Source organism: Actinoplanes sp. NBC_00393, from assembly GCF_036053395.1.
Taxonomy (GTDB): Bacteria; Actinomycetota; Actinomycetes; order Mycobacteriales; family Micromonosporaceae; genus Actinoplanes.
Window position 1 is genome coordinate 3,185,314 of sequence record NZ_CP107942.1, and the last position, 26,674, is coordinate 3,211,987.

General features: G+C 69.6%; 32 protein-coding genes. 17 read left to right on the top strand and 15 right to left on the bottom strand.

Annotated elements, in window-relative coordinates; translation table 11 throughout:
- The first annotated feature begins 99 nt into the window (after positions 1 to 99).
- The 9 genes from OHA21_RS14950 (at position 100) to OHA21_RS14990 (ending at position 9,623) form a co-directional block, all read left to right on the top strand.
- Positions 100 to 903 carry an IclR family transcriptional regulator gene (locus OHA21_RS14950; protein ID WP_328474355.1) on the top strand — a complete coding sequence of 268 codons (804 nt, stop codon included), beginning with the start codon at positions 100 to 102 and terminating at the stop codon, positions 901 to 903.
- Positions 904 to 1,033: 130 nt separating this feature from the next.
- Positions 1,034 to 2,341: an ABC transporter substrate-binding protein gene (locus OHA21_RS14955; protein ID WP_328474357.1), complete on the top strand. Its 1,308-nt coding sequence runs from the start codon at positions 1,034 to 1,036 to the stop codon at positions 2,339 to 2,341.
- Positions 2,341 to 3,093 carry an ABC transporter ATP-binding protein gene (locus OHA21_RS14960; protein WP_328474359.1) on the top strand — a complete coding sequence of 251 codons (753 nt, stop codon included), beginning with the start codon at positions 2,341 to 2,343 and terminating at the stop codon, positions 3,091 to 3,093. The genes OHA21_RS14955 and OHA21_RS14960 overlap by 1 nt, the downstream gene beginning before the upstream one ends.
- On the top strand, positions 3,090 to 3,809 hold the full coding sequence (locus OHA21_RS14965; protein WP_328474361.1) for an ABC transporter ATP-binding protein: 720 nt from the start codon (positions 3,090 to 3,092) through the stop codon (positions 3,807 to 3,809). The genes OHA21_RS14960 and OHA21_RS14965 overlap by 4 nt, the downstream gene beginning before the upstream one ends.
- Entirely contained in the window at positions 3,809 to 4,675 is an 867-nt protein-coding gene (locus OHA21_RS14970) for a branched-chain amino acid ABC transporter permease (protein ID WP_328474363.1), read from the top strand. Before OHA21_RS14965 ends, OHA21_RS14970 begins: the two co-directional genes overlap by 1 nt.
- Positions 4,672 to 5,712: a branched-chain amino acid ABC transporter permease gene (locus OHA21_RS14975; protein ID WP_328474365.1), complete on the top strand. Its 1,041-nt coding sequence runs from the start codon at positions 4,672 to 4,674 to the stop codon at positions 5,710 to 5,712. Before OHA21_RS14970 ends, OHA21_RS14975 begins: the two co-directional genes overlap by 4 nt.
- Positions 5,696 to 7,021, top strand: coding sequence for an amidase (locus OHA21_RS14980; RefSeq protein WP_328474367.1), 1,326 nt, complete (start codon positions 5,696 to 5,698; stop codon positions 7,019 to 7,021). Before OHA21_RS14975 ends, OHA21_RS14980 begins: the two co-directional genes overlap by 17 nt.
- Positions 7,018 to 8,133 carry an NAD(P)-dependent alcohol dehydrogenase gene (locus tag OHA21_RS14985; protein ID WP_328474370.1) on the top strand — a complete coding sequence of 372 codons (1,116 nt, stop codon included), beginning with the start codon at positions 7,018 to 7,020 and terminating at the stop codon, positions 8,131 to 8,133. Before OHA21_RS14980 ends, OHA21_RS14985 begins: the two co-directional genes overlap by 4 nt.
- A gap of 26 nt (positions 8,134 to 8,159) precedes the next feature.
- Positions 8,160 to 9,623, top strand: coding sequence for a benzaldehyde dehydrogenase (locus OHA21_RS14990; protein WP_328474372.1), 1,464 nt, complete (start codon positions 8,160 to 8,162; stop codon positions 9,621 to 9,623).
- Positions 9,624 to 10,061: 438 nt separating this feature from the next.
- On the opposite strand, the gene OHA21_RS14995 is transcribed toward OHA21_RS14990, so the two are convergent.
- The 3 genes from OHA21_RS14995 to OHA21_RS15005 form a co-directional block, all read right to left on the bottom strand.
- Positions 10,062 to 10,835 carry an MBL fold metallo-hydrolase gene (locus OHA21_RS14995; RefSeq protein WP_328474374.1) on the bottom strand — a complete coding sequence of 258 codons (774 nt, stop codon included), beginning with the start codon at positions 10,833 to 10,835 and terminating at the stop codon, positions 10,062 to 10,064.
- Positions 10,832 to 11,650 (bottom strand): TlpA family protein disulfide reductase, encoded by an 819-nt coding sequence (locus OHA21_RS15000; protein ID WP_328474376.1) that lies wholly within the window; start codon positions 11,648 to 11,650, stop codon positions 10,832 to 10,834. The genes OHA21_RS14995 and OHA21_RS15000 overlap by 4 nt, the downstream gene beginning before the upstream one ends.
- 73 nt (positions 11,651 to 11,723) lie before the next feature.
- The gene (locus tag OHA21_RS15005; protein ID WP_328474378.1) at positions 11,724 to 12,317 is read right to left on the bottom strand and encodes a TetR/AcrR family transcriptional regulator; all 594 of its coding nucleotides are present in this window, start codon (positions 12,315 to 12,317) and stop codon (positions 11,724 to 11,726) included.
- A 330-nt stretch (positions 12,318 to 12,647) separates the two neighbouring features.
- Here OHA21_RS15005 and OHA21_RS15010 point away from each other — a divergent pair, with 330 nt between their 5' ends.
- The 4 genes from OHA21_RS15010 to OHA21_RS15025 all read left to right on the top strand — a co-directional run bounded on the left by OHA21_RS15010 (position 12,648) and on the right by OHA21_RS15025 (position 16,138).
- A complete protein-coding gene (locus OHA21_RS15010) occupies positions 12,648 to 13,130 on the top strand; it encodes a hypothetical protein (RefSeq protein ID WP_328474379.1) in 483 nt (160 codons plus the stop codon).
- Between the two features lie 249 nt (positions 13,131 to 13,379).
- Positions 13,380 to 14,309, top strand: coding sequence for an ABC transporter ATP-binding protein (locus OHA21_RS15015; RefSeq protein WP_328474381.1), 930 nt, complete (start codon positions 13,380 to 13,382; stop codon positions 14,307 to 14,309).
- Complete coding sequence (locus OHA21_RS15020) at positions 14,284 to 15,075, top strand: ABC transporter permease subunit (protein ID WP_328474383.1); 792 nt, start codon at positions 14,284 to 14,286, stop codon at positions 15,073 to 15,075. Before OHA21_RS15015 ends, OHA21_RS15020 begins: the two co-directional genes overlap by 26 nt.
- A complete protein-coding gene (locus tag OHA21_RS15025) occupies positions 15,062 to 16,138 on the top strand; it encodes a PucR family transcriptional regulator (protein ID WP_328474385.1) in 1,077 nt (358 codons plus the stop codon). Before OHA21_RS15020 ends, OHA21_RS15025 begins: the two co-directional genes overlap by 14 nt.
- Before the next feature lie 158 nt (positions 16,139 to 16,296).
- On the opposite strand, the gene OHA21_RS15030 is transcribed toward OHA21_RS15025, so the two are convergent.
- The 7 genes from OHA21_RS15030 to OHA21_RS15060 form a co-directional block, all read right to left on the bottom strand.
- Positions 16,297 to 16,863, bottom strand: coding sequence for a hypothetical protein (locus OHA21_RS15030; protein WP_328474387.1), 567 nt, complete (start codon positions 16,861 to 16,863; stop codon positions 16,297 to 16,299).
- Between the two features lie 117 nt (positions 16,864 to 16,980).
- Positions 16,981 to 17,835, bottom strand: a complete 855-nt coding sequence (locus OHA21_RS15035) for an IS5 family transposase (RefSeq protein ID WP_328468234.1) — start codon at positions 17,833 to 17,835, stop codon at positions 16,981 to 16,983.
- Between the two features lie 172 nt (positions 17,836 to 18,007).
- Positions 18,008 to 18,448: a response regulator gene (locus OHA21_RS15040; RefSeq protein ID WP_328474389.1), complete on the bottom strand. Its 441-nt coding sequence runs from the start codon at positions 18,446 to 18,448 to the stop codon at positions 18,008 to 18,010.
- A 403-nt stretch (positions 18,449 to 18,851) separates the two neighbouring features.
- Complete coding sequence (locus OHA21_RS15045; RefSeq protein ID WP_328474391.1) at positions 18,852 to 19,421, bottom strand: GerMN domain-containing protein; 570 nt, start codon at positions 19,419 to 19,421, stop codon at positions 18,852 to 18,854.
- On the bottom strand, positions 19,418 to 20,761 hold the full coding sequence (locus OHA21_RS15050) for a sensor histidine kinase (RefSeq protein ID WP_328474393.1): 1,344 nt from the start codon (positions 20,759 to 20,761) through the stop codon (positions 19,418 to 19,420). The genes OHA21_RS15045 and OHA21_RS15050 overlap by 4 nt, the downstream gene beginning before the upstream one ends.
- The gene (locus tag OHA21_RS15055; protein ID WP_328474395.1) at positions 20,758 to 20,940 is read right to left on the bottom strand and encodes a hypothetical protein; all 183 of its coding nucleotides are present in this window, start codon (positions 20,938 to 20,940) and stop codon (positions 20,758 to 20,760) included. Before OHA21_RS15055 ends, OHA21_RS15050 begins: the two co-directional genes overlap by 4 nt.
- On the bottom strand, positions 20,937 to 21,083 hold the full coding sequence (locus tag OHA21_RS15060; RefSeq protein WP_328474397.1) for a hypothetical protein: 147 nt from the start codon (positions 21,081 to 21,083) through the stop codon (positions 20,937 to 20,939). The genes OHA21_RS15055 and OHA21_RS15060 overlap by 4 nt, the downstream gene beginning before the upstream one ends.
- A 147-nt stretch (positions 21,084 to 21,230) precedes the next feature.
- Here OHA21_RS15060 and OHA21_RS15065 point away from each other — a divergent pair, with 147 nt between their 5' ends.
- From OHA21_RS15065 to OHA21_RS15075, 3 genes are all read left to right on the top strand, one after another.
- A complete protein-coding gene (locus tag OHA21_RS15065; RefSeq protein WP_328474399.1) occupies positions 21,231 to 21,569 on the top strand; it encodes a GlsB/YeaQ/YmgE family stress response membrane protein in 339 nt (112 codons plus the stop codon).
- 243 nt (positions 21,570 to 21,812) lie between these two features.
- Positions 21,813 to 22,268 carry an NfeD family protein gene (locus tag OHA21_RS15070; protein WP_328474401.1) on the top strand — a complete coding sequence of 152 codons (456 nt, stop codon included), beginning with the start codon at positions 21,813 to 21,815 and terminating at the stop codon, positions 22,266 to 22,268.
- Positions 22,269 to 22,307: 39 nt separating this feature from the next.
- Positions 22,308 to 23,402: an SPFH domain-containing protein gene (locus OHA21_RS15075; protein ID WP_328474403.1), complete on the top strand. Its 1,095-nt coding sequence runs from the start codon at positions 22,308 to 22,310 to the stop codon at positions 23,400 to 23,402.
- Positions 23,403 to 23,570: 168 nt separating this feature from the next.
- Here OHA21_RS15075 and OHA21_RS15080 read toward each other — a convergent pair whose 3' ends face one another.
- Genes OHA21_RS15080 through OHA21_RS15090 form a run of 3 tightly spaced genes read right to left on the bottom strand, consistent with a single transcriptional unit; the run spans position 23,571 to position 25,374 of the window.
- Positions 23,571 to 24,530, bottom strand: a complete 960-nt coding sequence (locus tag OHA21_RS15080) for an alpha/beta fold hydrolase (RefSeq protein ID WP_328474405.1) — start codon at positions 24,528 to 24,530, stop codon at positions 23,571 to 23,573.
- Positions 24,531 to 24,584: 54 nt separating this feature from the next.
- Complete coding sequence (locus OHA21_RS15085) at positions 24,585 to 25,028, bottom strand: SPW repeat domain-containing protein (protein ID WP_442875099.1); 444 nt, start codon at positions 25,026 to 25,028, stop codon at positions 24,585 to 24,587.
- Between the two features lie 16 nt (positions 25,029 to 25,044).
- Positions 25,045 to 25,374, bottom strand: a complete 330-nt coding sequence (locus OHA21_RS15090) for a PRC-barrel domain-containing protein (protein WP_328478420.1) — start codon at positions 25,372 to 25,374, stop codon at positions 25,045 to 25,047.
- Here OHA21_RS15090 and OHA21_RS15095 point away from each other — a divergent pair.
- Positions 25,282 to 25,839 (top strand): hypothetical protein, encoded by a 558-nt coding sequence (locus tag OHA21_RS15095; RefSeq protein ID WP_328479089.1) that lies wholly within the window; start codon positions 25,282 to 25,284, stop codon positions 25,837 to 25,839. The two genes, OHA21_RS15090 and OHA21_RS15095, sit on opposite strands and share 93 nt — an antisense overlap.
- Positions 25,840 to 25,928: 89 nt before the next feature.
- Here the strand turns inward: OHA21_RS15095 and OHA21_RS15100 are convergent, their stop codons facing one another.
- Both OHA21_RS15100 and OHA21_RS15105 read right to left on the bottom strand, forming a co-directional pair.
- The gene (locus OHA21_RS15100) at positions 25,929 to 26,222 is read right to left on the bottom strand and encodes a hypothetical protein (protein WP_328474409.1); all 294 of its coding nucleotides are present in this window, start codon (positions 26,220 to 26,222) and stop codon (positions 25,929 to 25,931) included.
- Positions 26,223 to 26,295: 73 nt separating this feature from the next.
- A complete protein-coding gene (locus OHA21_RS15105) occupies positions 26,296 to 26,574 on the bottom strand; it encodes a DUF3040 domain-containing protein (RefSeq protein ID WP_328474411.1) in 279 nt (92 codons plus the stop codon).
- Positions 26,575 to 26,674: the final 100 nt, after the last annotated feature.

A 26,674-nucleotide genomic window follows, 5' to 3' on the forward strand; every position in this document is an offset into this window, starting at 1 on the left:
GCTTCGCTCCCCCTCCGTCGGCCCTAGGATCAGGCGCGACAAGCACCCTGTCACCCTATCGTTCGGCTGAGTCGAACAACTCATGCGTATCCTGAACCGATGGCACAGCCAGCATCCGGCGACTTCTCGGTCTCGCTCGAGCGGGGCTTGACGATCCTGTCCGCGTTCAGCCGCAGCCGGCCGGTGCTGGGCATCGCCGACCTGGCCCGGATCGCCGGGGTCACCAAGAGCACCGCGCATCGCTACGTCGCCACGCTGGTGCACCTCGGCTATGTCCAGCAGGACCCGGACACCAGGAAATACTCTCTCGGGCCGCGGGTCGCCGACCTCGGCTTCGCGGCGATCGAGTCGATGGATCTGACCCGGGTGGCGGCGCCGCTGCTGCAGAGCCTGGCCGACGAGACCGGCTTCACGGTCAGCATGGCGGTCTGCGAGAGCCGGGACGTGGTCTACGTCGACCGGCGGCGCAGCGGGCGCCGCAACACCCTGGCGATCGACCTGAACCTGCATGTCGGCTCCCGGCTGCCGGCGTACTGCACGTCCATGGGCAAGGCGATCCTGGCCTACAAGGACCCGCAGGCGCTGCGGCAGATCCTCGAGCGCTCCGACATGGCCCGGCGCGGCCCGAAGACCATCACCAACCGCGAGGAGCTGATGGTGACGCTGGCCAAGGTCCGCCAGAGCGGGATCGCCGTCAACGACGAGGAGCTCGCCCCCGGCCTGCGCTCGTTCGCCGCCCCGATCCGGGACCGCACCGGTGAGGTGATCGCGGCGGTCAACGTGGCGGTGCACCTGAGCGCCGCCCCGACCTCGCTGGAGTCGCTGGCCGCGCAGATCGAGCCGCATCTGCGGCGAACCGCCCGGGAAATCTCGCGCCGGCTGGGACACCGTTCGGAGAATTAAAAAACTGTTTCGGCCAGCCGAACGCGCTGTTGCCCGCGTCACACAACGCTCTTACCTTCGTCGCACGCCAGCCCGGTAGGTCCCCCACCAGGCGCTGGCGGTCTGCGAACACTCTTTGAAGGAGCGCGGCGTGAGCGAGACATCATCCGGCGGAATCAGCCGCCGTTCCCTTATCCGAGCGGCCGGACTGGGCGCGGCCGCGGTCGGCAGCGCCCCGCTGCTGAGCGCCTGCGGCGGGCTCAAAGGCACCGGCAGTTCGTCCTCCGACGTCCTCAAGATCGGCTACGTCAGCCCGCAGACCGGGCCTCTGGCCGGGTTCGCGAGCGCCGACAACTTCGTGGTCTCCCAGATCCAGGAGGCCGTGAAGAACGGTTTCACCGCCGGCGGCAAGAAGCGCACCATCGAGATCGTCGTCAAGGACACCCAGTCCAACCCGAACCGGGCCACCGAGGTCACCCGCCAGCTGATCAACAGCGACAAGGTGGACCTGATTGTCGGCTCCTCCACCCCGGACACCACCAACCCGGTCGCCGACCAGTGCGAGGCCAACGGCATCCCGAACGTCACCACGATCGCGCCGTGGGAGGCCTGGTTCCACGGGCGCGGCGGCAAGACCGGCGAAGGCTTCAAGTACACGACGCTGTTCTTCTTCGGCATGCAGCAGTTCGCCGACTGCTTCATCCCGATGTGGGACCGGATGGGTGTCTCCAACAAGAACGTGGCGGCGCTGTGGCCCAACGACACCGACGCCAACGCGTTCCGGCAGGGCCTCGGACCCATGATGAGCAAGGCCGGCTACACCCCGGTCGACGGCGGCGCCTACCAGAACGGCGCGACCGACTTCACCTCGCAGATCGCCAAGTTCAAGAACTCCGGCGCCGAACTGCTCACCTGCACCCCGATCCCGCCGGACTTCCAGACCTTCTGGAAGCAGGCGCAGCAGCAGGGCTTCCGGCCCAAGCTCGCCACCGTCGCGAAGGTCATGCTGTTCCCGTCGGAGGCCGAGGCCCTCGGCCCGCTGGCCAACAACATCGCCACCGACTTCTGGTGGAGCCCGGCGCACCCGTACAAATCCGTGCTCGACGGGCGCAGCGCCAAGCAGCTCGCCGACGACTTCGCCGCCTCCACCGGCAAGCAGTGGACCCAGGCGCTCGGCTCCATCTACTCGCTGTTCGAGGTCGCCATCCAGGCGTTCAAGGACGCCGGTGACCCGAAGGACCGCGACGAGGTCGCCGCCAAGCTGAAGGCCATGAAGATCAGCTGCATGAGCGGTGAGCTGGACTTCACCGCCGGGCCCGAGCCGGGCATCGCCATCCAGCACCCGGTCGGCGGCCAGTGGCGCAAGGGCAGCACGTTCCCCTGGGACGTCGTCATCGTCGACAACTCGGCGAACAAGGCCGTCCCGATCGGCGGCGACCTGCTCCCGACCAACGCCTGATGGAGCAGCTGCTGCATCTGCAGGGCGTCACCAAGAGCTTCGGCCGGGTGACCGTCGCGAAAGACCTGACGCTCGGTGTCGAGCCCGGCGAGGCGCTCGGCATCGTCGGGCCCAACGGCGCCGGAAAATCCAGCCTGTTCGCCATGATCTCCGGGGACCTGCGCCCGGACGGCGGCGCGGTGTGGTTCGACGGGCGCGACGTCACCAACGTCGCGCCGCACGCCCGGACCCGGGCCGGCATCGGCCGCACCTACCAGGTGCCCCGCCCGTTCGAGCACCTCACCGTGTTCGAGAACGTGCTGGTCTGCGGCTTCCAGGGCGCCTCGATGAAGGGCAGACAGGCCTGGCAGCACACCATGGGCGTGCTGGACCGCACCGGCCTGGCCGAGCTGGCCAACACCCCGGCCGGACGGCTCGGCCTGCTGCAGCGCAAGCGGCTGGAGGTCGCCCGGGCATTGGGTACGAATCCACGGCTGCTGCTGCTCGACGAGGTGGCCGGCGGCCTGACCGAACCCGAGGTGCTCGAACTCGTGGCGGTCGTCAAACAGCTGCACGCCGAAGGCCTGGGCATCGTCTGGATCGAACACGTCGTGCACGCGCTGGTGAAGACGGTCGCCCGGATGGTCTGTCTCGCCGGCGGTGACGTGGTCGCCGACGGCGAGCCGCTTCAGGTGCTCGCCGACCCGAAGGTGCGCGAGCTGTATCTCGGCGGCGGGCCGGAGTCCGACCTGCCCGAGGAGGCACCCTCATGACCCTGCTGGAGATCCGCGACCTCACCGTCCACCACGGGCAGCTGTGCGCGGTGGACGGCCTGAGCCTGCAACTGGAGAAGGGCGAGGTGCTGGCCATCATCGGCGCCAACGGGGCCGGCAAGTCGACGATGTTGCGGGCGCTGGCCGGGCTCAACCCGCCCACCTCCGGCACCATCCGGCTCGACGGGCGCGACATCACCCGGATGCCCGCCTACCAGCGGGTGTCCGCCGGTGTCGCGCTGGTGCCGGAGGGCCGGCGGCTGTTCCGTTCGCTGACGGTCGAGGAGAACCTGCGGACCGGCACCTTCGGCAAGCGAAGCGGCCCGTGGACCCTGTCCCGGGTGTACGAGCTGTTCCCCTGGATGGCCGAGCGGCGCCAGCAGAACGCCTCCCAGCTGTCCGGCGGCGAGCAGCAGTCCGTGGCCATCGGCCGGGCCCTGCTGTGCAACCCCGACCTGCTGCTGATCGACGAGTTGTCGCTGGGCCTGGCCCCGGTGATCGTGCGCCGCATCTACGAGGTGCTGCCGGACATCGTGGGCAGCGGCACGACGGCGCTGATCGTCGAGCAGGACGTCTCCCAGGCGATGCGGGTCGCCGACCGGGTGCACTGCCTGCTGGAAGGGCGATCCGTGCTCGAGGGCCGACCACAGGACCTGAGCTCCGAGCAGGTGGAGCACGCCTACTTCGGCATCGGCGTGCGAGAGGAACAACACTGATGGACTTTCTCAATGCCCTCATCCAGGGGCTGCTGATCGGCGGCCTGTACGCGCTGTTCGCCACCGGCCTGTCGCTGATGTTCGGCGTGATGCGGATCGTCAACCTGGCCCACGGTGACCTCGCGGTGGTCGCCTCGTTCCTGGCCCTCGCCCTGATCAGCGGCACCGGCCTGCCCCTGTGGTTCGTGCTGGTGGTGACCGTCCCGCTGTTCGCGGTGCTCGGCTACCTGACCCAGCGGGTGCTGCTGCAGAAGAGCTTGAAATCGGGCCCACTGGCGACGCTGCTGGTCACCTTCGGCCTGTCGATCGTGCTGCAGAACGTGCTGCTGGAGATGTTCTCCGCCGACACCCGCACGTTGGACGGCGGCTCGTTCGCGACCGGCTCGTTCGAGATCACCGGGGCCATCTCCATCGGGTATCTGTCGCTGGCGACGTTCGTGCTGGCGGCCCTGGTGCTGACCGGGATCCAGCTGTTCCTGTCGCGGACCGGGCTGGGCCGGATGCTGCGGGCCTCGTCCGACGACCCGGAGACCGCCAACCTGGTGGGCGGCGACAGCCGGCACATCTACGGCATCGCCACCGCCATCGCGTTCGCGACCGTCGCGCTCGCCGGGCTGATGTTCGCGATGCGCTCGTCGTTCGATCCGTCGATCGGCCCGTCCCGGCTGATCTTCGCGTTCGAGGCGGTCGTCATCGGCGGTCTCGGGTCGCTGTGGGGCACCCTGCTGGGCGGCATCATCCTCGGCGTCACCCAGTCGATCGGCTCGCAGATCGACCCGGCCCTGACGCTGCTCGCCGGCCACCTGATCTTCCTCGCCGTGCTGGCCTTCCGGCCGCAGGGCCTCATCGCGGGACGGAAAGCATGAGCCTGACGCAGTCCCTGACCGAACGGGCCGCCGCCGCGCTGGACGTCAGCCGGGCCGCCCGCTCGTCGAAGGTGTCCACGCTGGTGATGGCGGTCGCCGTCGCCGCGCTGTGCGCCCTGCCGTTCCTGGTGTTCGCCCAGGTGACCGACACGCTGGTGAACCTGTTCGTGCTGATCGCGCTGGCCTGTATGTGGAACCTGCTGGCCGGGTTCGGCGGCCTGGTCTCGGTCGGGCAGCAGGCCTACATCGGAATCGGCGCGTACAGCGTGATCGCGTTCGCCGACCTGGGCGTGCAGCCGTACCTGGCGGTGCTGCTGGCCGCGGTGACCTGCGCGATCTTCGCGGTGCCGACGTCGTGGCTGGCGTTCCGGCTGCGCGGCGACTACTTCGCCGTGGGCACCTGGGTGATCGCGGAGGTCTACCGGCTGCTGGTCGTGCGGGTCAGCAGCCTCGGCGGGGCCAGCGGCAAGAGCCTCACCGGGCTGTCCGGCCTCGACCAGACGCTGCGCGGCGCGCTGACGTACTGGGTCGCGCTCGGGCTCGCCCTCGCCTCGATCGCGGGTTGCTATCTGCTGCTGCGGGGCCGGCTGGGGCTGTCGCTGATGGCGGTGCGCGACGAGGAGACCGCGGCAAGTTCGGTCGGGATCGACGTACGCCGCGCCAAGCTCCTGGTCTATCTGGTTTCCGCGGCGGGCTGCGGCGCCGCCGGCGGCGTGATCACGGTGAGTTCGCTCAGCGTGAACCCGGATGCGATCTTCAGCGTCCAGTGGTCGGCCTACATGATCTTCATCGTGGTCATCGGTGGGATCGGCTACATCGAGGGTCCGCTGCTGGGCGCGGTGGTCTTCTTCGCCCTGCAGCAGCTGCTGTCCGACTACGGGTCCTGGTATCTGATCCTGCTGGGAGCCATCGGCATGGCGGTCGCGTTGTGGCTGCCGCGCGGGCTGTGGGGTCTGGTGCGCGACCGGACCGGGCTGAGCCTGTTCCCGGTGGGCTATTTCGTGCGGACGCGGGCTGCCGATGCCGACCCGACCTGACAGCATCGTGGCGGCTGCGGCGGCGATCGCGGACGGCGAGCTGACCCCGGCCGAGCTGACCGAGATCCTGCTGGAGCGCGTCGCGGCCACCGAGCCGGCGCTGCACGCCTACGCCACGGTCGCCGCCGGGCAGGCCCGCGAGCAGGCGGCCCGGCTCACCGGCGAGCCGCGCCGCGGTCCGCTGCACGGCATCCCGATCGGGATCAAGGACCTGATAGACACCGCCGGCATCGTGACGAGCTACGGCTCGCCGCGCTTCGCCGGGCACGTGCCGCAGCGCGACGCCACCGCGGTGTCGCGGTTGCGGGACGCGGGCGTGGTGATCCTCGGCAAGCACACCACGCACGAGCTGGCGTGGGGCGGCCGCACGGACAGCGCGGTGCTCGGGCCGACCCACAACCCGTACCGGCACGGTCACATCCCCGGCGGATCCTCCGGCGGGTCCGCGGCCTCGGTCGCCGCTGGCAGCAGTCTCGGGGCGCTCGGTTCGGACACGGCCGGCAGCGTACGGATTCCCGCCGCGCTGAGCGGCTGCGTCGGTGTCAAGCCCACCCGGGGCCGGATCCCGCTCGACGGGGTGCTGCCGCTGGCGCCGTCGCTGGACCATCTCGGGGTGCTGGCCCGCACGGTCGACGACGCGGCCCTGCTGCTCGGCGGGCTGGGCATCCCGGTGGCACCGCCGGGACGCCCGCTGCGGGTCGGCTGGCTCGGCGGCTGGTACGACGCGGTCCTGTACCCCGAGGTCCGGGCCGCGCTGGCGACGGCCCGGTCCCGGCTGGAAGACGCCGGGGTGCGCGTCGGTGATGTCGCCATCCCCGACGAGCCGCTGATGCCGCAGGCTCCGCTGGCCCGGATCGCCGCCGAGGCCGGCGCCTTCCACCGCGCCGCTTTCGAGCAGGAACCGGCCATGTTCGGTACGGACATCGCCGAGCTCATGCGACTGCCGGCACCCGATGCGGAGCAGGTCGAACGCGCCGAGGCCGCGCTGCGCCGCACAGTCACCGCCCTGCTCGGCGCGCTGCGCTCCTACGACGTGCTGGCCAGCGCCACCGTGCCGGTGACCGCACCGCCGATCGGCGCGCACACGCTGAGCGTCGCCGGCACCGACTGGCCGGTCGAATTCGTGCTGACCCGGCTGACCGCGCCGTTCAACGCGGCCGGGCTTCCGGCGATCTCGGTGCCGATCGCGCTGGCCGGGGGCCTGCCGGTCGGGTTGCAGCTGGCCGGGCCGGCACACGGTGAGGACCTCGTCCTGGACGCGGCCCGGCTGGTGGAGCGGCACTGTCCCCTTGACGGAGGTATCCGATGAGAGTTACCGCTGCGGTCGTCGACGAGCTCGACGGCCCGTTCCGGCTGGAACAACTCGACCTCGACGAGCCGGGTCCTGGCGAAGCCCTGGTGAAGGTCGTCGCCGCCGGGATCTGCCACACCGACGCGATCACCCGGCACGGTGATCTGCCGATGCCGTTCCCCAGCGTGCTCGGCCACGAGGGCGCCGGGGAGGTGGTGGCCGTCGGCGACGACGTCACCGCGGTACGCCCGGGTGACCATGTGGTGATCGGCTGGCCGTCGTGCGGGCAGTGCCGCAACTGCCGTGACGGCGAGCCCCGCTACTGCGCCCGGCTCGGTGAGGCGCTCTGCGGCGGCGCTCGCCTGCTCGGGCCGCGCGCCGGCCAGAGCGCGCTGCGCCGCCCGGACGGGTCGCTGGTGCACAGCCACTTCTTCGGGCAGTCGTCGTTCGCCACCTACGCACTGACGTGGGCGGACGCGCTGGTGGTCGTACCCGAAGCGGCCCCTCTGGAGATGCTCGGCCCGCTCGCCTGCGGGATCTCCACCGGGGCGGGCGCCGTCATGAACACGCTGCAGCCCGGGCCGGGCGCGAGCCTGGTGGTGTACGGGGTCGGCGCGGTGGGCCTGGCCGCGGTGATGGCGGCCCGGCTCTCCCCCGCCACCCGGATCATCGCCGTCGACCGGCATCCCGAGCGCCTGAGACTGGCCGCCGAACTCGGGGCCACCGACACGGTGAACGCCGCCGAGACCGACCCGGTGGCCGAGGTGCACCGCCTCTGCGGCGGCCCGGCCGACTTCTCCCTGGAATGCACCGGCGTGATCTCCGTCGTCCGGCAGGCCGTCGACAGCGTCGGCATGCTCGGCACCTGCGTGCTGATCGGCGGGGCGCCGGCCGGCGCGGAGTTCAGCGTCGATCACCTGAGCACGCTGTGGGGCAAGCGGATCGTCGGCGTGCTCGGCGGCAGCGGCCGCAGCGAGACGCTGATCGGCACCCTGGTCGAACTGCACCGGCAGGGCCGGTTCCCGTTCGACCGGCTCGTGCAGTTCTACGACCTCGCGGACATCGACGAGGCGCTGCAGGACAGCCACCGCGGCAGCGTCCTCAAACCCGTGCTGCGCATGCACCACTGACCAAGCAACAACGAAAGGAACACACTGTGGGACTGCTTGACGGCGTCGACTGGCAGGGAAAGATCTTCAAGAACGGCGAGTGGACCACCGGGCGGGGCGGCGACTACCCGGTCGTCGAACCCGCCACCGGCGCCGAACTCGGCCGGATGGGCCGGGCGACACCCGAGGACGTCGCCGAGGCCGGCGTGCACGCCGCCCGGGCCCAGAAGCAGTGGGCGGCTATGCCGCACCCCGCCAGGGCCGCGGTGCTGCGCAAGGCCGGTGACCTGTGGCAACAGCACGCCGAGGAGATCAGCAGCTGGAACATCCGCGAGGTCGGCGCGGTCCCCGGGATGGCCGGGTTCGCGCTGCACGTCGCCGCGGAGGAATGCTACGAGGCGGCCTCGCTGCCCAGCCGCCCGCACGGCGAGCTGCTGCCGTCCGAACAGCCCCGGCTGTCGATGGCCCGGCGCATCCCGGCCGGCGTGGTCAGCGTCATCTCGCCGTTCAACGTACCGATCATCCTGGGCATCCGGTCGGTGGCCCCGGCGCTCGCGCTGGGCAACGCGGTGATCCTCAAGCCGGACCCGCGCACCGCGGTCACCGGCGGCACGCTGATGGCCCGCATCTTCGAGGAGGCCGGGCTGCCCCCGGGCGTGCTGCAGATGCTGCCCGGCGGCGCCGACGTCGGCGAGGCGCTGATCACCGACCCGAACATCCGGGTCATCTCGTTCACCGGCTCCACCCCGGTGGGCCGCCGGATCGGGGAGCTCGCCGGCCGGCACCTGAAGCGGGCCCACCTCGAGCTCGGCGGCAACTCGGCGCTGCTGATCCTCGACGACGCGGATGTCGACGCGGCGGTCAACCTGGCCGCGTGGGGTTCGTTCTTCAACCAGGGCCAGATCTGCATGACCACCGGACGGCACCTGGTCGCCGACCGGCTGTACGACGAGTTCGTGCAACGCCTCGCCGACAAGGCCGGGAAGCTGCCGGTCGGCAACCCGGCGACCGAGCAGGTCGCGCTCGGCCCGATCATCGACGCCGGGCAGCGCGACAAGATCCACGGCCTGGTCACGGCCAGCGCCGGCCAGGGCGCCACGGTCGTTTCCGGCGGATCGTACGAGGACCTGTTCTACCGGCCCACCGTGCTGGCCGACGTGCCGCTGACCGCCCCGGCGTTCGCCGACGAGGTGTTCGGCCCGGTCGCGCCGGTCACCCGGGTGTCGTCGGTGGAGGAGGCTGTCGCGCTGGCCGGGGCCAGCGAGTACGGGCTGTCGCTGGGCATCGTCACCCGCGACGTGATGCGCGGGCTGGCCGTCGCCGAGCAGATCCCGACCGGGATCGTGCACATCAACGACCAGACGGTCAACGACGAGGCCAACGCGCCGTTCGGTGGGGTGCGGGCCTCCGGCACCGGCTCGCGGTTCGGCGGGGCGGCCGCCAACATCGAGGCGTTCACCGAGACCCGGTGGATCACCATGCGCGGCGAGCCGGCCACCTATCCCTTCTGAACCGGCCCGGTTCCACCGGTGAGGCCGGAACCTGACCGGTGGAACCGCAGGCCCTGGGCGATCGCTGTTCGGCTTCATCCTGAACTCGCGGCCGGCAACGTCATCGCCGGGGCACGCGGTCACCCGGAACCCGCGGGCCGGCTTCGTCGCCGCCTGCAGCGGCCTGGTGACCGCGATGCTGCTGCTCCAGACCGTCGGGCACAGCCGGCCGGGGCTGCTGCTCGCGGTCGCGCTGTGGGGTGTGTCCTTCGGGGCGGCGAACCTGTGCCAGATCACGTTGATGCTCGGCGCCGCACCCGACCAGTTCGATGCGGCCATGTTTCTCAACACCCTGGGATACAACGTCTCCATCGCGCTCGGCGCGTCTTCCGCGGTCGTGGGCAGGTCGAGATCCCGGCTGGTGCGCCTTGCTGGTACGAACCGGCTTGTCCGGGCTCGTCAGTCCACCCGGGGTGTTTCGGCGCGCCGGCGGATCCGGCCGCGGGCGGCGAGCCGGTCGAGGCGCCGCTGTTCCTGGTCGGCCCACCGTCTGACGCGGTCGGGGTCGAGCCGGCCGCCGTGGCCGACGTGCAGCGCCATCGGCTGGAGGGCGAGCATCGCGCGCAGGCTGGCGAGGTTGGCGACCGGGTCGTCGTGGAATGGCGGGTTGGCCGGGCGTCCGGAGATCGAGCCCAGGAACGAAGTGGCGACGAGGTCTCCGGCTACCAGGTCGCCGTCGTCGGTGAGGACGGAGACCGATCCGGCGGTGTGGCCGGGCGTGGGGACGATTCGGGCGGCGACGCCGAGGTCGTCGAGGCGTTGCGGGCCGTCCAGGATCAGCTCCGGCTCGACCGGGTGGGTGGTGTGATGCAAGGCGGGCAGCCGGCTCACCATCGACCCGAACGGGCCGGTGGGTAGGTACGGTTCGCGGGCGCGTCCGGCCCGGTACGGGTCCAGGTCGGCGCGGTGCGCGGCGATCGGCGCCCCGGTCAGCCGGCGTAGGTGTGCGGCGGCACCGAAGTGATCGATGTGGGCGTGGGTGAGCACGATCAGTGCCAGGTCGGCCGGGTCGACGCCGTGGCGCGCGATGCCGTCGACGATCCTGCGGCCGCTCCCGGGAACTCCGGCGTCGACGAGGATCGGCTTGCGGCCGATCAGCAGGTAGGCGTTGATCGAGTGCCGGCCTGCAACCGGAATGGGACGCACGTTGACGTGCGCAGGCCGGGCCGTCATCGCGCGACCGCGACGGCGAGGGCGACTACCAGGACAGCAACCCCAGCGGTGAGCGCCGCCGCAGCTGGGCCGCGGTGATCCTCGGGCAGCCGGCTGAACAGCCGGGAGACCCGGCTCAGCACCGCCAGTGGTGCCGCAGCGAGCCAGATGTCGCGTTCCACGCGACTGCCGGCGAAGCCGACGACGCCGGGCAGATGGCCGACGGCGCGCAGCAGCGGACCCAGCATGGCACGACTGCGATCGCGCTGCGGTACGCGTCCGGCGGCGATCGCGGTCAGAGCGGCGCGCAGGCCGGTTTCGTCGTTGGCCCAGTGCGCCCGGAAGCGGATGACACCGGCCGGGTCCAGAAGGTACGCCGAGTTGGGTTTCGGGCTCATCGCCTGGTGCAGTCCACCGTCCAGGTCGTCGACGGCCACCTCGAACTGGAGCGCGTGATGGCGGCGTAGCTCCTCGGCGTGACGCCGCTTGTCCTGCGGCGTACGCGGTTGGCCGAACTTCTCCCCCGGATGCGCCTCTCGGGTGTTCACCAGGACGAATCGCACTCGGTCGCCGAAGTCGCGGTGCAACTCGTTCAGTATCGGGCCGGCGCTCTCGGTGACCGGGCAGGTCCGGGAGCCGAAGACGAGCAGCACCGGGCGTGCGCCGAGGTCGGTGTCAGTGAATCGGCCGCCGTCGAGGGTGGGCAGGTCGAAGGCCGGTATCCGGGCGCCGGGGGCGGGCGAGTCCCGGTCGAAGGTCAGGTCGTCGAGCAGCAGGGCGGTGCGGAACCGGGTGAAACGGTACGCCTCTCCGGCGTCCGCGGTGGTCGATGGCATGGCATCCTCCTCCATTTTTGACTGATCGGTCAACTCTGCTGGCGCACAAGGCCCACCGCTCCCGGCGGGGCGCTCAGCGCGCGGCCTGCAACAGCAGACGGATGTCGTTCTTGGCGAGCAGCACCAGGCCGGGGTCGTCGTGCGCCTTGGCCAGCAATGCCAGCCCCTGCATCAGGGCCAGCACCCGGATGGCGGCACCGCCGGGATCGACGCCGGCGGGGACGTCACCGCGGCCTTTCGCCTCGCTGATGGCCGTCGAGAAATAGCCCGTCCAGCCGGCCAGCACCCGGCCCGCCCGGGCCCGGCCCTCGTCGCCGTGGCCGGCCACCTCAGCGGCCAGCCCGCCGAGCGGGCAGCCCGGTGTAGCGCCGAACCGCTCGCGCATCAGTGTCAGCATCCGCACGAAGCTGTCGACGAACCGGTCGATGCGCTCCAGCGGCGGCACATCGGAGGCGAACGCCTGCTCCAGCACCGCGTGCATCATGTCCCAGTTGTGGTCCAGGACCGCCCCGCCCAGCACCTCTTTGGACGGAAAGAAGTGGTAGAGACTGCCCTTGTGCACCCCCGCCGCCCGGCAGACGTCCTCGGTGCTGACCTCGGCCAACGACGCGCCGTGCACCAGATCACGGGCCACCGCGACGATGCGTTGCCGCGTATCACGAGCCATGACCCCACCTTCCTTGTTGACCGTTCGGTCAAAAACTATGTCTGAGTTTACCGTTCGGTCAAGAGGGAATGATCGGCTGCAGCCGCATCGCGGGACATGGCCTGCGGTGACCGCCGGCCCGGCCGGACGACGGCCGGACGACGGCCGGATCGCATCCGCGGCGTCCGGGCGGTGAACTTCGGCCCCACAGTCACAGTCGCCTTTCAGATCCGTGGAGCAGCCGGTTGCTGGACAGCAGCGCTCGGCAGCAGCTGCCACGATCGACGTGTGAATGACAACGGTGCCTTCGCGACTGGTGAGGCGGGGTACGTCTGGTCACCGTGGCGTTACGTGCTCGCGGCGGCCGTGACGGGCTTACCTACCGCTTCCCTCGGCTGGTTCCTCGGCATGTGGATGTTCACCGCGATCGCCGGCAGGCCTCCCGTGTCCACGGTTGCCGGCGCGGTCGCCTTCATCGGCACCTACACGATCCTGTTTCCTCTCTTCTCCTGGTTGCTCACTGGTGGAAGGCCGGCTGTGCTGAGGTTCGGCAGCGATGCGATCGAGCTCGGCGCGCAGCGCCACGACGCCGTCCGGGTGCCCTACGAGATCGTGTCGAGCGCTCAGGTTCGGCGGTGGTGGCCGATCACGGTGTTCGAGGTCTTTGTCGATGCCGCCGACAGCTCACAGGTGAGCAGAGTCGACCGGGAGGGCCGTCGGCCGCTGCGTAAACGCAAAGGCAGTCAGGTGCGGTTCTCCATGCCGATCGTGGGACTGACAGCTTCGACGTCGGACGTCCGGAGCCAGCTTCGCCGCCGTGGGGTGAGTGGCTGACGAAGCCCGGAAGTATCGATCGCGGCGCGGTGCGTCGTTCTTCGTCGCCGCGGTGGGTGCCTCCCCAGGTAGCTCGCCCGGTCGCCAGGGGCATTGAGCACCGGCCCGGACGGAGGCTGCGCCGAGCTGGACCGCTTCGTGCCGGTTCCAGCGAGCTTCGGCTGCTTGCCGGGTTCCGGAAACGAGCGGGTCTGATGTCGGCCGGATGCCGATCTGGAATGACGATGGGCAGGTGGCCAGGATATGGGCATGACCGCTGACATGGCCGTGCTCGCCGAGGACTTGACCAAGTTCTACGGCACTCACCGCGGCATCGAAGGCCTCGATCTCGAGGTTCGCGTCGGAGAGGTGCTGGGCTTTCTCGGCCCCAACGGCGCCGGCAAGACGACCACCATCCGGCTGTTGCTGGATTTCCTGCGCCCGACGCGTGGGCACGCCACCGTGCTTGGCCTGGATCCGCGCCGTAACAAGGCGGCACTGCACCGCCGCATCGGCTATCTGCCCGGCGAGCTCGTCTTTCCCGGTCGTGAGCGGGCCGCCGACCTGTTGCGGTTCTTCGGCGAGGCCCGCGGCGGGGTGGCATGGTCGCAGGTGACCAGCCTGGCCGAGCGTCTCGAGCTGGATCTGTCCCGGCCGGTGCGGGCCATGAGCAAGGGCAACAAGCAGAAGGTCGGTCTGGTGCAGGCGTTCATGCATCAGCCGGCCCTGCTGGTGCTGGACGAGCCCACCAGCGGCCTGGACCCGCTCATGCAGCAGGAGTTTCTGGCCATGGTCCGGGAAGCCCGCGCTGCCGGGCAGACCGTCTTCATGTCCTCGCACGTTCTCGCCGAGGTGCAGGAGGTCGCCGACCGGGTCGCCATCGTGCGCGACGGGCGCCTGGCGGCGGTGGAACGGGTCGAGTCGCTGGGCCGGCGCGCCGTACGCACGATCGAGATCCATTTCGCAGACCCCGTCGAGGCTGCGGAGTTCCGCGTCCTGGCCGGGGTCACGGACGTGACTGTTTCGGGGCCGGTACTCAAGTGCACCGTGGATGGCCGCCTCGATGCCCTGATCAAGACGGCGGCGCGGCACGAGGTGGTGGACCTGCTCTCGGCCGAACCCGACTTGGAGGAGACCTTCCTGTCGTTCTACTACCACTCCGAAGGAGCCGGCGATGCTGCGACCGCCACTGGTGCGTAAGAGCTGGCGTGACGACCGCCGGGCCGTGCTCGGCTGGGCCGTCGGCGTCACCGCGTTCACGCTGATCTACGCCGGGTTCTACCCCCAGTTCAAGAGCGCCGCCGAGTTGAAGCAGGACGCTCTGCCGCAGGGCATGCTGGACTTCCTCGGAGTGGCGGAAATGGTCTCTCCGGCCGGTTATCTGCAGGCCAGCATCTTCGGCTTTCTCGGTCCGGTGCTGGTGCTGTTGTGCGCCGTCACTCTCATCGCACGGACCATTCCCCGTCCGGAGGAGGACGGCGGCATGGAACTGCTGCTGACCGTGCCGGTCTCCCGCACCCGCTTCGCCCGGCAACGACTGGCCGCCGCCGGTGCGGCCGCCACCGGTGTCGCCGCGCTGCCCGGCATTCTGCTGATGATCCTCGTACCTGCCATCGACATGGACATCCCGATGGCCAACGTCGCCGCCGCCTCCGTCGGCTTGATTCTGCTGACCTGGTGCTTCGGCGGCATCGCGTTCCTGACCGGCGCGGTGACCGGCCGGCGCGCCAGCGTCCTGGCGGTCACCGGGGCGATCGGAGTCGCCACATACATGGCCAATGCCTTCAGCGACATGTCCGACGCAGTGGATTGGCTGCGCTGGCTGTCGCCGTTCCACTACTTCATCGGCACCGATCCGCTTCACACCGGTTGGCACCCGGGCCACCTGCTGCTGCTTGTCGCCGTCGGCGCCGTCACCACCGTTGCCGGCGTGATCCTCTTCGACCGCCGCGATGTCGGTGTCTGACCCGCGCAGCAGCCGCGCGGCACTACCGCCCGGCCCGGACTGGGCGTCGCTCTTCGAGGACTCGCTCTCTGCCGGCGATCGGCTCCGGGCGGCACAGCTGCTGGGAGCCTGCGCCGCCGACTCCGGTCTGCAGCTCCGGCAGATCGTCGGTGGCGTGCTCGCCGCGGCCGCAGCGCACTGGCACGGTGGTGATGCAACGGCGACCGCGGCGCAGGTGCACGCCAACGCGGCGGCCCTCATCGGCGTCACCCAGCGCATGCTCGACGCTGTTCTCGACGGCTATGCCCGTCAGGCTCGTGCCGAACTCGACCGTCACGACGACGAACGCACCGCCTTCATCAACGACCTGCTCACCGGGCGAGCCGACCCCGGACGGCTGGCCGAACGTGCCGGCCGGTACGGCATCCGCCTTTCCGCCACCCACACCGTTCTGGTCGGCCGCGCCGATGGGCTCAACGCTGAGATCGCTCATCGGGTCGATGCCGCCCTGGCCGCCCGGTTCGGCGAAGGCAACACGGTCACGACGCTGCGTAACGGGGAGCTGGTCTGCATCAGCGCCGGCGGGCTGCGCGGCATCGATGCCGAATTCGCCCACCTGCTCTTGAACGAACTCGGCGCCGGCCGCTGGCAGGTAGCTGTTGGCCGCACCCTTCAAGGTCTGCACGGGTTGGCCGCCTCGTTGGAAGAGGCGCACAACGCCCTCGAGCACGCCGCCAAACTCGGCTTCACCGCCCCGCTGCTCAACGCCGCCGACCTGCTCGTCTTCCCCGTCCTGCTGCGTGACCGCGACGCGATCAACGACCTGGTCAGCACGGTCCTCGGGCCGTTGACCGCCGCTCGCGGAGGTGCTCGTCCCTACCTCGACACCCTCGGTGTGCTCTTCGACAACCAGGGCAATTACACAGCGACTGCCCGTGACATGCACCTGTCGGTTCGTGCCGTCACCTACCGTCTCGACCGTATCCGCGACCTCACCGGCTACCACCCCGGTGAGTCGACCCAGCGGTTCACCCTGCATGCCGCCGTGCTCGGCGCCCGACTTCTCGGCTGGCCGCCGGTGTGACGTGTCCGCGGTCCGCCGGTCCGCCCGGAAGCAGGAGGCGCGCGATGACCACACCGACGGCTCCCCCGTTCTGCGAAACCTGGCACGCCACCTGCTTCGAGCCGGTCGCGAGTGGCTCCGGCATTGCGGCGGACGCGGATCAATGCTGATCCGTACGCTTACACCGGACCGCCGGCGCCACGCTGTCCGATCGGCACAGTGGCCTCGTGCAGTAGGCGTGCCGCCTCATCGGCGACCTCGGCGTCCACCAGCAGATCGAAACGGCCGATGTGGGTGAGCCCCTGCAGTTGAGCCGCTCGACGGCCGGCCAGCAGCCCATAGCTGAGCACGGCGATGATGGCCCCCACCACCACGCCGCACACCGCGGCCGTAACCGTGAGCCAGCCCAGGGGCATTTCGGAGGTGACGAGGTCACTCCCCCGCAGTGCTGCGCCGACCAGGGCGCCGACCACAGCACCCGGCAGGGCACCGCGCGCCGCGGCTTGCGCGGTGGTGCGTGCGCCGGCGGGCTGTGCGGCGGAGAAGTTGCGCCCGACGATGGTCACGCGTTCAGTCGCAATGCCGGCCTGCACCAGATAGTTCCTCGCTCGTTGCGCGGCGGCCTGATCCTCGGCGGCGGCGATGAGCCGCCGGGCCACGCCGACACGGGCATCGGGATCCGGGGAGCCGAATTCCGTCGCCGACGACGTGTCGTTGCGGTTCTGCCTGCCACTCTCGGTCCTCATGACGTCCTCCTTGCGGGACCTCGCCCTTGGGCCCTCCCGCGGCCACCTACCCGGCAAGCACGCCGGCGCATCGACTGGCGGGCAATCGTCACGTAAGAGCGACCGGCAATAGGTGTCTCACTTGAGTCGGCGGGTGGTGGGCCGGGTTTCCCATCGGTAGAGGGTCCGTGCTCGTTGGATGAGTTGACGGATCGTGACGATGGCGGCGGCCAGGTACAGGTAGAAGTCGATGATCTGGGCGTTGCGGTCGGTGCAGCGGCGGATCTTGCCGAAGCCGTTCATCCACGAGTTCGTCCGCTCGACCACCCAGCGCTTTCCGATCTGGATCGGGGCGGGCACGCCCTTGCGGGCGATCTCGGCATCGAAGCCGATCTCGTCGAGTAGCTCGCGGGTGCGTTTACTGTCGTAGCCGCGGTCGAGGTGCGCGGTGACCTGCTCGGGCCAGTGATGGCGCAGCTGGGTGCTGCACTGTTCGAAGGTGTCGCGCAGCAGCGGCGAGTCGTGCCGGTTGGCCGGGGCGCCGACGAGGCCGAGCGGGATGCCGTAGCCGTCGACGCCGGTCGAGCGTTTCATGCCGCCTTTGCCGCGGTCGACCGGGGACCGTCCGGCCCGGTCGCCGCCGCACGGCGCCTTGGTGATCGCGCCGTCGGCGCTGACGTCCGCCAGGTCCAGGCCGATCATCCGGTCATAGGCGTCCAGGGCCAGTTCGTGGAGTTGCTCGCCCAGCCCGGCCTGCGCCCACCGGTGCAGGCGCCGGCGGATCGTGCGATCCGAGCACTGCGCGGTGGCCACCCGTTCGTAACCCGATCCGTGAACGAGGGCGGCAATGACCAGTTCGAACACGACCCGGTTCGGGATTGCCCGGCGGTGACATCCGAGGGGATGCGCCGGGTCGAAGCCGGGTCGCTCGGGACACAGCGCGGCGAACTGGACGAAGATCGGTTCGAGCAACGATGATGGCAGCGCAGGCACGGGACTCCGTCGATCGCTGAGCGTAGAGAACTCTGATGATCAACATCCCGTGCCTGTTTGCTATCTCGGGGTGCCCAGTTGTCCGGATCGTGGATGCCTACTGCCGGTCGCCCTAAGTGACATTCATCCGAGCCGCTCCGTTACCGGCACAGGGGTGGTGCTCAGGTTTGTTTCATAAACCCGTCCCCCGCCACGCGGCCACGCTCAGCGAGTCGATGCAACGGACGGCACAGGCCACCGCGTCGAAATCAGCCGGCTTACGGGCGTACCCCTGCACTGGCAGGTCTTCGGCCCGAAGGAGGCGCTCCTGTGCGGAGGACCTCACCAGCAGAATCACCGGGACTTCAGCAGTTCTGGGGTCAGCGCGTAATCGTCGAAGCAGGTCGCGACCGCCGGCATCGGGCAGATCGAGATCCAGCATCACCAGCCATGCCGCCGGAGAGCCAGTCGAGGAGGCTGCGCGCATCAGGGTGGTCAATGCGACGTCGGCGTTCTCGGTGATATGTGCGCCGTTGCGAAATTCGTAATATTCGAACGCTTCGCGGGTCACACGGCTGTCCGCAGCATCGGCTTGCACGATCAGAAATTCGACCGGGGTCGCAGCGTCAGCCACCTAGGCTCCTTTCAATGATCCGCGAAGTGAGCGGGGGGCCGAAATCGTGCGCCGGCTGGGCTGTGATCGCGCCATCGGTAGTAGCACCGCGGGCGGCGCGCGCCCGGTTCCGGGACCGTCCTGCGCCTCAGTGACGTTCACCTGCTCAACACGTATCCACCGCGGCGATCCTGAACGCCGAGTCCGTCAACTGGTACGCGAAGTCGTGACAGTTTTATGACGAGTTGGGCTGAAGCGGCGCCGCGGCCCCCTTCAGGCGATCGCCCCGTGTCACTCATCGCCGTGTTCGGTCTCTGCGGCCGGCTGGGCGGGACGCCGGGCCGGCGCGGAAACGAAGTGAACAACGCCCATCCCCACCACACGCGATATGGAGGCCGGCAATCACAGGCATCGCAGCCCGCTGTCAGGCCGGTCCGATGAGGGAACGGTAATCGCCGGCCCGCAACGCCTCCCCGGTCAGGATGCCGTCCCCCCTCGGAACCCGCAGGGGTTCGCCGTCGCGCCGGAAGGAAACGGTGGCGATGTCGGCGCGTGACGTCAGCGTGCACACGATCTGCCCGTAGGCGAGCACTGCGTCGGTGCGTGCCGCACTGTCGTCGGTTTCGCTGATTCCCACCTCCGCCGTAGATGATCCGATCGGCAGGTTGACGGTCAGTTCGGTAGCCGCAAGGGCGGTGGACATCCCCTGCGCCTGCTCGTTCGGCGTAGGACCGGCGACCAGTTGATCGAGTTGTTGCTGCGGCGCGGGCACCGCGTCGACGCGCCGGACGGCTTGCACGAGCCGGCTGTCGCGGACCAGGCACAACACCTGGGCGACCTCTCCCAGCGGTTCGGTGGTGGCGGGCGCCGAGGTGGCGGTGAGGGGGCGGCGCGGCAGCGTGACCGGGTGCGGCTCGTCCTGTGCAGGCACTCCGCAGCCGGTGAACAGGAGACTGATCGTGATCAGGGCGGCGAGGCCGCGTACGGTGATCATGTTCTGCTTCCGGGTAGGTCGATGCGGAATCGGGCGCCGCCGCCCGGGCGTTCGCCGACGGAGGCGCCTCCGCCGTGGGCGGCGGCGTGTTCGGCCACGATGGCCAGGCCGAGGCCGGTGCCGTCTCCGGCGCCGCGGGCGTTGGCGGCCGGGCCGCGCACGAAGCGATCGAAGATGCTGACCCGGTCCTTCTCGGCGACGCCCGGTCCGGCGTCGTCGACCTCCAGGAAGCCGGCGCCGACGCGGACAGCGGTCGGGCCACCGCCGTAGCGGACGGCATTGTCGACGAGGTTGCCCAGTGCCTGTCGCATCCGGCGGCGCTCGACCAGCCAGGTGTGCGGTGCGTCCGGGTCGGCCTCGACCAGGTCGGCCGGCAGGCCGCGTGACCGGCAGACCTGCCGGGCGAGTTCGGTCATGTCCACCGGCTCGGGACGGACCGGCTGATCGCTACGGGCCAGTTCCAGCAGGTCGTTCACCAGCGTCTGGAAGCGGCCGACCTCAGCGGTGAGCAGTCCGATCGCGGTCGACGCGCGTCCGTCGAGGCCGTCGCGGCGTTTTTCGATCACGCTGGCTGCAGCTGCCAGGGTCTGCAGCGGCGAGCGCAGTTCGTGGCTGACGTCGGCGGCGAACCGGCGATCCCGTTCCAGCCGCCGGGCGAGCTGATCGGCCATGTCGTTGAACGCCACCGACAACGGGGCCAGGTCCGGTTCGGTGGCCGGGTCGAGCCGGGTCGTCAGATCGCCCTCGGCGATACCGCGGGCGGCGCTTGCTACCGCCGACAGCGGCCGTAGCGCATGCCGCGTCACATACCAGCCGACGGCGGCTCCGCCGGCTGCGACCATGATCGCTGTCGTGGTCAGCACGAGGGCGAGGGTCTGCAGCGTACGTTCCAGCTCGCCCAGCGAAATGATCTCGTAGAAGGCGGCCGAACCAGCCAGCGGTATACCCACGATGAGGACCGGCCGACCGTCGCGGTGAACGCGTTGCGCAGCCGCCTGCCCGCCCGCGATCATCGTCTGCAGCAGCGGCGGAACCGCGGTGTCGGCGGCGAGGTCCGCGTTGCGGGAATGCCACTGGCCGTCGAGGTACAGCAACACGTAGCGGTCCGAGCCGGTATCGAGCGAACGGAGCACCTCCAGCACGTCCGGCGCCGGCCCGGCGATTCCCGCGTTGACCACCGCGGCGTCGTAGTAGGTGGCTCGCACGGCAGTGCGTTCCCGCTCGGCGAACAGGGTCCGGCGGGTCGACTCGTACGAGACCAGGCTGATACAGACCGACAGGAGCAGCGCACCGAGGGCGAAGGCCGCACTCACCCTGGTCCGCAGTCCGATCGGCCTCACGGCTGCAACTTAGCGCCCAGGCCGCGCACCGTGACCGGATGGCGCGGGTTTCCCGATTCCGCCTCGATCTGGTTACGCAGCCGCCTCACGACGTCATGCGTGTCGTCGCGGGCCCTGACAACGACGATCGGCACGTCGTCCTCGCGGCGCAGCCGCCGATTGCATCCATAGCCACTCATGACCGGCGGCATCGGGCAGACGGGGGCACGTCCATCGGCTGGCGTTGGGGTACGGCGCGGGCCGTGCAGCCCTCCTCCTCCAGGGCCATGGCGAGCGACGGGCCGATCCGGTCGTCGTCCTCGATGAGCAACTCGGTGTTCATACACCGCATGATGCCCCGCGGCGATCTCTTCGACCGAGCCGAACCTGCCACGACAGGTTTCGTCACGAAACTGTCACGGACCTGGGAGCGATGTGCAGAGCGACGAGGGCAATCTGATGTTGTCGATCCAGAGCTGGGGGATTCGCCATGACGGCGCACAGCCTCATCATCGCCGTGACCGTTGGCATCGTCGTCGGCGTCGCCGGACACATTCTGACTTGCCGTGGACGGTCGGTGCCGCTGTGGCTACCTCCCGCGGCCGCCGTCGCCGCCGCCGTCCTGGCGACCGTCATCGCCCGCATGGCGAACGCTTCACGGCCGGATCTCACCCCAGCCGAGATCATCGTGCAGGTACTGTCCGCCGTCGCCGTTGTCGCACTGGTAGCCGTGACCGGTGGCCCTGCGCCCGCCGGCGCACCGCGGGAGCACGCAGGCGAGAACGGCTCCGGGTCTGCAGGCGGCCGGCGGTCGCGACGAGCAGGGTGATTGCCTTACGGAGCGTTCCGGCGCGCCGCGACCCGGGCTCCGCCGACGATGCCTGAGATAGAACGGCGGCCGGGCAGGTCCGTACTGACCGAGGTGAAATTCTCCGCCCTTGCTGGGGTCAGACCGCCATGTGGAATAGCCGACAGAACAATGACAATTCCATGACGATCCCCGCGGGCAGGCTCATTTTCTCGGCGGAAGGCTTCGGTAGTCGAAGCCGAAGGATCGTGCCACTATTGATTCATGGAAGTCTTGTTGTGGATTATTGCCGCGGTGGTGCTCGCCGTCGCGGAGATTTTCACGACGACCCTTTTCCTGCTCATGTTCTCGGCGGGCGCGCTCGCTGCGGCCGCTGCGGCCGGACTCGGCGCGCCCGTGCCGGTCCAGGCCGGTGTGTTCGTCGCGGTGTCGGCGCTGACGCTGGCCGCTGTTCGCCCCGCCTTGCGCCGACAGCTGGCCAGGAAGAATGTCGTGGAAATGGGCACGGAGACGATGTCGGGTGCCGTCGCAGTCGTCGTGGAGCAGGTGGACACCGGAAACGGCCTGGTGCGCATCGACGGCGAGCTCTGGCAAGCGCGCGCCCTCGAAGGATTCGGCGCCTACTCTCCCGGCGAGCAGGTCAGAATTGTCGACATGAGCCACGGTGCCGTCGTCGTCTGGCGTGACGACCTGACCGGCGCAACCGATCTGCCGAATTGATTAGTGCCAGTCAAATATGATTGAAGGTGGTTCACACATATGGACGCCGTACTCAGCATCATTGTTGCTGCAGTCGTCCTACTCGCCGTCGTCACTCTGGTGAAAGCCGTCCGCATCGTTCCTCAGCAACGTATGGACGTGGTCGAACGGCTCGGCCGCTACAAGAAGACGCTCAGCCCGGGTCTGAATCTGCTCGTGCCGTTCGTCGACGCGGTCCGGTCGAAGGTCGACATGCGTGAGCAGGTCGTCTCGTTTCCGCCTCAGCCGGTGATCACCTCGGACAACCTGGTGGTCTCGATCGACACGGTGCTCTACTTCCGCGCTATCGATCCGGTGCGGGCCACCTATGAGATCTCGAACTTCCTGCAGGCGATCGAGCAGCTCACCGTCACCACGCTGCGGAACGTGATCGGCTCGCTCGACCTGGAGCGCGCGCTGACCAGCCGTGAGGAGATCAACCGGCACCTGTCCAGCGTCCTCGACGAGACCACCGGCCGATGGGGTATCAAGGTCACCCGGGTCGAGATCAAGGCTATCGAGCCGCCACCCAGCATCCGCGACTCGATGGAGAAGCAGATGCGCGCCGAACGCGACCGGCGGGCCGCGATCCTGAACGCCGAGGGCCACAAGCAGGCCGCGATCCTCACCGCCGAGGGTGAGAAACAGGCGGCGGTCCTGCGGGCCGACGGTGACCGGCAGTCCCGGATCCTGCAGGCCGAGGGCCAGGCCAAAGCCATCCGCACGGTTTTCGACGCGATCCACAGCGCCAACCCGAGCCAGAAGGTACTCGCCTATCAGTACCTCCAGGCACTACCGCAGATCGCCGAGGGCTCGGCCAACAAGGTGTGGATCGTCCCGACCGAGTTGACGAAGGCGTTGGAGGGTCTCGGTGGTGCGCTGGGCGGCCTGGCCGGCATGGCCGACGACGCCCCGGCCGTCGCAGTGGACTCCCAGGCCGTCGAGCGCGAGGCCGCCGCGGCGGCACAGGCGGCCGCCGCCGAGGCGCAGAAGATCAACGCGGAGGTCCAAGCTGCCGAGGCCGAAGTCTCCGGCACGGCGAACGGTCAATCGGGTGGCCTGCCGACGCCGGATGCGGTACAGGCGCTGTACGCCGGAGACCAGGACAGGTCCTGACGGGAAAACCCCATCGCCAGGCCTCGCTGGATCTTGCGGCCGCCCGGCACGGCAACGAGCCCATGGGTCCGCCGCCGCGGGTTTGACGTTCATCATCCGAGCCACTGTCCGTCGCTTGCCTGCGGAGCATCCGCCCGCAGGCAAGCGACGGGCCTGCCGGTCGCGAACTCATTGCCCGCCCCAATCGATGACTGCACGAACGTATTCGGTGGGGACCTCGAAGGGCGGGGCATGCCCCACGCCCTGAAGGACCACCAATTTCCAGTCGGGCCGCTGCGCCGTCCAGTCATCGATCGACGCGCGGGGAGCGAGGCGATCCTCATCGCAGCAGACAAGCAAAGTCGGCGAGGCGACGCGGCGCATCGCCTCCAACACGCGTCGCCGCCGGACGAACATCAGCGACATCAGCGAGGCGTACACCGTGACCGCGTTTCCCAAGCGCGCCGGCTCGACCGCCGACATCTCGTCCCGCATGAGCCTGGCGATCTCCGGCGACATTCTCCTCAGGTCACCGCCCGCATTCCGCTTGCCGTCCGCTGACGCCGCGGGATCGTCCAGCATCCGCAGCTTCGCAGCGAGCAGGCGCCGCCCCGACACGCGAAGCAGCGTACGAGCGACAGGTGCGGCAAGGGCCAACCCGGCCCTGCCGAAGCTCTGCCACATGCGCGCCTCGCCGTCGCTCAGCGGCGGAGGAAGTGCCGGCACCACCAACACGAGTCCGGCGACCCGCTCCGGTTCCCGGTCGGCGAACAGCAACGCGACCAACCCGCCGGCCGACCAACCGTGCACCACTATCCGGTCCAGCTGGAGCGCGTCAGCGAAATCACGCAGGAACAGCGCGTTCGTTTCGATGCCCGCCGCACGCCGGTTCGGCAGCGCCGTGTGGCCGGCGAGCGTGCCGGGCAGGTCCACCGCGATCGCGTACGCATGTGGTCGCAGTTCCGCGAGTACGTCGAGCCAGTTCGAGGCGCTGTTGGCGGGGTTGGCGACAAGCAGGTGAACCGGCGCTTCCATCCTCCGCGTCCGATCAGTTGCCAGGTAGTGCACCGCCGTGCCGTGCACATCGACAGTCCCGCTGCGAATTCCGGACCAGCGAGCGGCACGTTCACCCCAGTCGGTGTACTGCACTCCCCCAGGCTACGGCCGGTCGACAACGCCGCCTGCCCGCTGCTGCTCGATGAATCAACCTGCTTCGGGCACAGTGAATGTCGCGAGAACCGCAACGACCGCGCCGACGACGAAGCTGTTCCATGTCGCGGCCGGGGTGCCGGTACCGCCGCCGTAACCGAGCAGGACAGGTGCCGCGATCAGCCAGAAGCCGAGCAGGATGGCGACCAGACCGAGCATGCTCGTCCGCCATCGCAGGAGGACCTGGAACGACGCGAGAACGAACAGCGCCGCTCCCACTACCACGTCGTTCCATGCGGCACCGAAGCCGCCGACGGCACCCCGGTCCCACCGAGACGCTGTGATCATGAGCCAGAGTCCAGCCGCGATGACCAGGCAAGCGGCGACCACCGCCGGGCGGCGGCCGAGGGAGCCTTGACGAGACGAACGCCGGTCGACAACGGGAGACGCGGCCGGTCGTGCCACGTGCCGGATGCCCTGGAGAAGCTTCGATCGCACCTGGTGACTCCGGCGGTCAGCGGAGGAAGCCGCGGGGCGGCGTGAGGCGGCCGGACAGCCAGAACGGCGGGTGAGCGTAATAGGCGTACAGGTCGGCAAGCTGCATGTCCGCGTCGGGCCCGGCGAGGTGGCACTGCGGTGCGGCGGCAACCTGGAACCAGGAGCGGCCGATGTCGACGGCGTCGCCGCTCACTCGCTCGATGGTTTCCACTGGCACGAAGACGGGCGTCGTGAGTATCCCGAGCAGTCCACCGTGGTCGACGCGAAGCAGGCGCACTCTGCGCTGTCTCCGGTCGATCAGCAGGTCGCCGACCTCACCGATCTCTCTACCGTCGCGATCCCGCACCCGACGGCCACGGAGATCCTCAGCCGGGTCGCTGAGCGTGTGCCCGTCGTCATTCAACGGGGCGAGGGCCCAGGATTCTACGGCCACGGTGAGTATCCCCTCTCCGCACCGAACGGTACGGGGCCTGACGTGGTGGGCGTTCGTTCGGGAACCTACGAGGTGATGTCGGCGGCGACCGCACAAAAGCTGGTCGATTTGATGACAAGCTGTCGGCGGCTCGGCCGGCGGAGCAGTCTGATGGGGCCACCGGACACGGACGGCTTCTTCTTCGAGGCCGATGTCTCGCTCGCCGGAGCCGGCGGCCTCGGCACGACGCCGGCCGACTCGGCGACGATCGGCATCATCGCCGGCCGACCCGGTCACCCGCCTTCGGCGTGGTCAGCGAGCAGGACGAACCACGCGGAGCAGCAGCATTTCACCGAGGCCGACGGCGTACCCGACCAGAGCCGTACGTCCCCGGGGTGATCACCGCGGCGAGCTGAAGGACAATTTCGGCGGGACCTGTCGGGGCCGGCGGCGACTGCTCGGCAGGGAACCGGTCGAAGTCGTGTTGGTCAGACCCGTAGCGAGCGCGGTGCTTGCCACGGTCGGCGCTCGTGCCTGCCGGGCACGCGATCGGAGCGTATGACGGCGCGCTGCGGCCGGCTACGGGTGCGGGTCCGCAGCCGGCCGATCGCGTACGCCACCACGAGCCCGCCATCCATCCCCACGAGCACCGCACCCGCGTCCGATCCCCGCCGCTCGGTCATCGCAGCGACGAGAATGAAAAGTGCCGCCAGGAGAATCACCGGCCAGAGGCGCCGCATGGATCGGGTAGCCGGCCGGCGGACGTTCATGCCGTTGCCCATGCATCCGACACTGGCGCACCGGTGACCCGAAACATCCTCAGCGCGATGACGGATCGATGACACTGCCGGGCGCTCAGCGCTCAGCGCTCTCCTGCCGCCTGCCGCGATGGATGGCGAGCCCGGCAACAACCGCTACCGTCACCGCGGCGAGGAGCACGCCTGGCGCACCCCATACCACCATGAGAACCGACAGGCCGGCCCAGACCAGCGCACCGGCGGTCGCCAACACCATCAACACCACATGTCGCGGAATCATCCGAACCGGGCGAGCCAGGGACGGCTCCTCGGCGGCGAGACGTCCGACAATCTCGTCGAACTCTCGGCGTGTGTCTTTGGTCGACAAATCTTTCACCGCCCTATCGGTGTATGAACCTTCCGTATGGCGTGATACCCCGATCCTGCGGCATCGCCGCCCCTGCGTTCATGACACTCCCGTGACATTCCACCGGGGT

Bases quoted from the DNA above. Each gene is read 5' to 3' on its own strand.
- OHA21_RS14950 (WP_328474355.1), top strand. From the start codon at position 100: ATGGCACAGCCAGCATCCGGCGACTTCTCGGTCTCGCTCGAGCGGGGC.
- OHA21_RS14960 (WP_328474359.1), top strand. From the start codon at position 2,341: ATGGAGCAGCTGCTGCATCTGCAGGGCGTCACCAAGAGCTTCGGCCGG.
- OHA21_RS14965 (WP_328474361.1), top strand. From the start codon at position 3,090: ATGACCCTGCTGGAGATCCGCGACCTCACCGTCCACCACGGGCAGCTG.
- OHA21_RS14970 (WP_328474363.1), top strand. From the start codon at position 3,809: ATGGACTTTCTCAATGCCCTCATCCAGGGGCTGCTGATCGGCGGCCTG.
- OHA21_RS14975 (WP_328474365.1), top strand. From the start codon at position 4,672: ATGAGCCTGACGCAGTCCCTGACCGAACGGGCCGCCGCCGCGCTGGAC.
- OHA21_RS14980 (WP_328474367.1), top strand. From the start codon at position 5,696: ATGCCGACCCGACCTGACAGCATCGTGGCGGCTGCGGCGGCGATCGCG.
- OHA21_RS14985 (WP_328474370.1), top strand. From the start codon at position 7,018: ATGAGAGTTACCGCTGCGGTCGTCGACGAGCTCGACGGCCCGTTCCGG.
- OHA21_RS14995 (WP_328474374.1), bottom strand. From the start codon at position 10,835: ATGACGGCCCGGCCTGCGCACGTCAACGTGCGTCCCATTCCGGTTGCA.
- OHA21_RS15000 (WP_328474376.1), bottom strand. From the start codon at position 11,650: ATGCCATCGACCACCGCGGACGCCGGAGAGGCGTACCGTTTCACCCGG.
- OHA21_RS15005 (WP_328474378.1), bottom strand. From the start codon at position 12,317: ATGGCTCGTGATACGCGGCAACGCATCGTCGCGGTGGCCCGTGATCTG.
- OHA21_RS15015 (WP_328474381.1), top strand. From the start codon at position 13,380: ATGACCGCTGACATGGCCGTGCTCGCCGAGGACTTGACCAAGTTCTAC.
- OHA21_RS15020 (WP_328474383.1), top strand. From the start codon at position 14,284: ATGCTGCGACCGCCACTGGTGCGTAAGAGCTGGCGTGACGACCGCCGG.
- OHA21_RS15025 (WP_328474385.1), top strand. From the start codon at position 15,062: ATGTCGGTGTCTGACCCGCGCAGCAGCCGCGCGGCACTACCGCCCGGC.
- OHA21_RS15030 (WP_328474387.1), bottom strand. From the start codon at position 16,863: ATGAGGACCGAGAGTGGCAGGCAGAACCGCAACGACACGTCGTCGGCG.
- OHA21_RS15045 (WP_328474391.1), bottom strand. From the start codon at position 19,421: ATGATCACCGTACGCGGCCTCGCCGCCCTGATCACGATCAGTCTCCTG.
- OHA21_RS15055 (WP_328474395.1), bottom strand. From the start codon at position 20,940: ATGAGTGGCTATGGATGCAATCGGCGGCTGCGCCGCGAGGACGACGTG.
- OHA21_RS15060 (WP_328474397.1), bottom strand. From the start codon at position 21,083: ATGAACACCGAGTTGCTCATCGAGGACGACGACCGGATCGGCCCGTCG.
- OHA21_RS15065 (WP_328474399.1), top strand. From the start codon at position 21,231: ATGACGGCGCACAGCCTCATCATCGCCGTGACCGTTGGCATCGTCGTC.
- OHA21_RS15070 (WP_328474401.1), top strand. From the start codon at position 21,813: ATGGAAGTCTTGTTGTGGATTATTGCCGCGGTGGTGCTCGCCGTCGCG.
- OHA21_RS15075 (WP_328474403.1), top strand. From the start codon at position 22,308: ATGGACGCCGTACTCAGCATCATTGTTGCTGCAGTCGTCCTACTCGCC.
- OHA21_RS15100 (WP_328474409.1), bottom strand. From the start codon at position 26,222: ATGGGCAACGGCATGAACGTCCGCCGGCCGGCTACCCGATCCATGCGG.